The following is a 3,081-nucleotide window of genomic DNA, read 5'->3' as shown; positions in this document are numbered from 1 at the left end:
GACGCCACCAGCGCGGTGGGATCCGTCGCCGCCGAGGCCACCTCCGCGGTCGGCGACGCGACCGACGGCGACGGTGCGACGACCGGTCAGCAGCCGGCACCGGACGGGGACGGCGGTGACGAACGGGCGCCCGAGGAGCAGTTCCTCAGCGAGATCCGGACCGTCGGTGTGGACGCCGAGGACGAACAGGGCTACCTCACCCGGGGGCGCGACGCCTGTGTGTCTCTCGACGGCGACATGGGCTACGTCGACGTGGTCCGGCAGTACAACGACGCCCACGCCGATGCGCCGGTGACCGAGGCGCCGGTGGTGGTCGCGGCCGCGGTCAGGGCGTTCTGCCCCCAGCACCTGCCGCAGGTCGGCCAGGACGAGGGCGGGAACCAGGGAGGCTAGCGGCGGGACTCCTCCCGCCTCACAGCCCCTCCCTGTCCAACGCCTCCGCGGTGAGCCGGCGGCCGAGTTCGATCATCTCCTCCGCACGGTGGAAGTCGAAGGCCGAACACGAGTCGGACGGCACCTCCACGAGCACGTCGGGGCGGTTCCCGGCCATCCGGTAGCCGGTGAGGATGCTCTGCATGGCCTCGATCGACTGGGAGACCACGTCGAAGATCCGCAGCGTCCCAGGGAGGGACTCGAGGCTCCGCTCGTCCCCCTGGGCGTCGGCCCGGACCTCGCGTTCGCCCTCCTCGACCGCCTCCTCGACCTCCGGTGACGGTTGCGCCGACCCGCTCGGGGTGGAGTCCTCCACAGCCCGGGGGCCGGATTCGGCGCCCTGCCCGGTCGGGTCGATCCCGGGTGCGTCGAGCCCGGCCGTGTCCGCACCGCTCGAGTCCTGGCCGAAGCGGGCCGCGACCAGTCGCACCAGGTCGGCGTCCCGCACGTCCGCCGCCGCCGTCCGGATGCGTCCGGAGAGCCTGGCGGCGGTGGTCGCGGTAACGGTGCCACCCTTCTTGGCGATCTTCGGATCCGCCACGGCCGACGGCTCGTCGGGGTCCGAGCTCTCCTGGAAGGTGGACCCGCGGATCCCGGCGCGTCGACCGGTCAAGGACACGGCCAGGACCATGTCGCTCTCCACGGAGGCGAGCGGCTCGAGCGGGACCGGATTGGTCACACCGCCGTCGATCATCAGGCGCCCGCCCACGATCGCCGGGGTGACGATGCTCGGGATCGCGAACGACGCACGCACGGCGATATCCGCCGGGCCGCGGGTGAACCACACCTCTCTCCGCGCCCGCAGGTCCGTGGCCACCGCGGTGTAGGGGATCGCCAGATCCTCGATCCGCACGTCGTCGAGCATCTCGCCGATCACGCCCATGATCTTGTTGGCGCGGATCGCTCCCCCACCGGCGAAGGACACGTCGAGCAACCGCAGGACGTCCCGCTGTGCCAGACCCCGCACCCATTCCTCGAAGCGGTCCAACTCTCCGGCCGCCAGCAGCGAACCCACCACCGCGCCCATTGACGCCCCGGACACCCCGACCACCTCGTGTCCGCGCGACTCGAGTTCACGGATGGCCCCGATGTGCGCATATCCGCGCGCCCCACCGGACCCCAGTGCCAACGCGACCCTCATCCGATCCTCCTCCGTCGTCCTCACTCGTGCCCCGTGTCGCCCCACCGGTGCCGTCCCCTCAGCGGATTCGCCTCCAGTGTGCACCGGCGCGGCCCGTGTCATCCCGGGACCGGGGCCGCCGTGTCGTAGGCGCCGTCTACCTTCTCCATCGTATCGAGCACCTGTTCGATACGGACGATCACCGAGCAGACAACCAGGAGTTCCCGTGTCCCACACCGCCATCCAGTTCCGTCCCGTCGCCGCCGTCGACCCCGACATGGCGCTCGTCGCCACCAACATCGATCGATTCGGGCTGCACCTGGTCCACGTGGGCGAGGGCTGCGCCTGCGCGGACTGCGAGTCCGCCCCGCTGCCACCGGACCAACGGTTCGGATACACGGTCGGGCTCACCGATCGCGGGCACCCGGAACTCCTGGCCCGCGGCCTGGGCGCCCGGGAGACGGCCGCGCTGCTCACCCGCTGGGGCGGCTCCGTCCTGGACGGCCGGGTTCTCGACGCAGGTCACCTACTGTGCGAGGGCCCCGACGGGCCCACGTGGGAGCTCGTTCCAGTCCGGCGCCCCTCCAGGACCCTGCGGTGGGCGGGTCGCTACTACCGCACCGCCGGTACCGGCGGCCTCACCGCCCTGGAACTGGTCCCCGCCAGGCAGCCCTGCCCGTGCGACGGGTGCTGCTGAGACCACCGCCCCGGCGGGGCCGTCGTAGGGTCTACCCATGCCCCGCCATCGGCTCGTCCTGGACGCCCGTTCACCGTCGATCATCGTCCCGCTCACGGGATGCGATCTCACGGAGCTCACCGAGCAGATCGGTGCGCTACTCACCGCCGACGCCGAGTTCCGGAGCTCTCCCGCGGTAGGGACCCCTCCGGCCGGGGCACCCCCGGTCGCGGCCCGGCTGGTCGACATGGCCGAATGGCGAGTCGACCTCTACGAACCCTTCACCGCCGGGGCCGGGAGTGATCCGGCCCCGGCCGTGGAGGCCCTCGAGCGCATCTCGGCGCTGCTGCCGGCGCTTCCGGTCCTGGCCACGTTCCGCACCCGTGCCGAGGGCGGGGGTGCGGAGATCTCACCGGAGGCCTATGTCGCGCTGGTCGAGGCCCTCTCCTCGACAGGCTTGGCGGCCGCGATAGACGTGGAATACCGGCACCCGCTCGTGGGGGACGCGATCACCGCCGCCCACCGACACCGCATCCAGGTGGTGGCGTCCACCCACGACTTCGACGCGACCCCGCCCGCCGAGGAGATCGTGGCGCGGCTCACCGCGATGGAGGACGCGGGGGCGGACGTGGCCAAAATCGCCGTGACGCCGCGATCCGCGGCCGACGTGGTGACGCTGCTGTCCGCCACCGAGGAGCGATACCGGGCCGCTCGCATCCCGCTGATCACCATGTCGATGGGTGGCCTGGGGGCGGTCACGCGGCTCGGCGGTGGCCCGTTCGGCTCCTCGGCCACCTTCGCCACGGTGGGCGCGGCCTCGGCGCCCGGCCAACTCCCGGCCGAGGGGGTCCGT

4 protein-coding genes are annotated in these 3,081 nt (G+C 72.4%); 3 read left to right on the top strand and 1 reads right to left on the bottom strand.

Translation table 11 applies throughout. The features are described 5' to 3' along the window. Positions 1 to 393 (top strand): DUF732 domain-containing protein (locus G6027_RS14305; RefSeq protein ID WP_182637754.1); only part of this gene is annotated, 393 nt, incomplete at its 5' end. 19 nt (positions 394 to 412) lie between these two features. Here G6027_RS14305 and G6027_RS14300 read toward each other — a convergent pair. After that, positions 413 to 1,573, bottom strand: a complete 1,161-nt coding sequence (locus G6027_RS14300) for a patatin-like phospholipase family protein (RefSeq protein ID WP_182637753.1) — start codon at positions 1,571 to 1,573, stop codon at positions 413 to 415. A 205-nt stretch (positions 1,574 to 1,778) separates the two neighbouring features. Between G6027_RS14300 and G6027_RS14295 the strand changes: the two genes are divergently transcribed. Both G6027_RS14295 and aroD read left to right on the top strand, forming a co-directional pair. Beyond that, the gene (locus tag G6027_RS14295) at positions 1,779 to 2,249 is read left to right on the top strand and encodes a DUF4262 domain-containing protein (protein ID WP_182637752.1); all 471 of its coding nucleotides are present in this window, start codon (positions 1,779 to 1,781) and stop codon (positions 2,247 to 2,249) included. Between the two features lie 37 nt (positions 2,250 to 2,286). Continuing rightward, positions 2,287 to 3,081, top strand: a 795-nt coding sequence (gene aroD, locus G6027_RS14290; protein WP_182637751.1) for a type I 3-dehydroquinate dehydratase, incomplete at its 3' end; no start/stop codon positions are given.

Origin of the sequence: Dietzia sp. SLG310A2-38A2 (assembly GCF_014145095.1) — a bacterium.
In the GTDB taxonomy this organism is placed as follows: Bacteria; Actinomycetota; Actinomycetes; order Mycobacteriales; family Mycobacteriaceae; genus Dietzia.
The sequence above is the reverse complement of the archived record's forward strand: the minus strand, read 5'-3'. Positions and strand labels throughout refer to the sequence as shown.

Excerpts from the sequence above, each read along its gene's own strand:
- G6027_RS14300 (WP_182637753.1), bottom strand. The coding sequence starts at position 1,573 with ATGAGGGTCGCGTTGGCACTGGGGTCCGGTGGGGCGCGCGGATATGCG.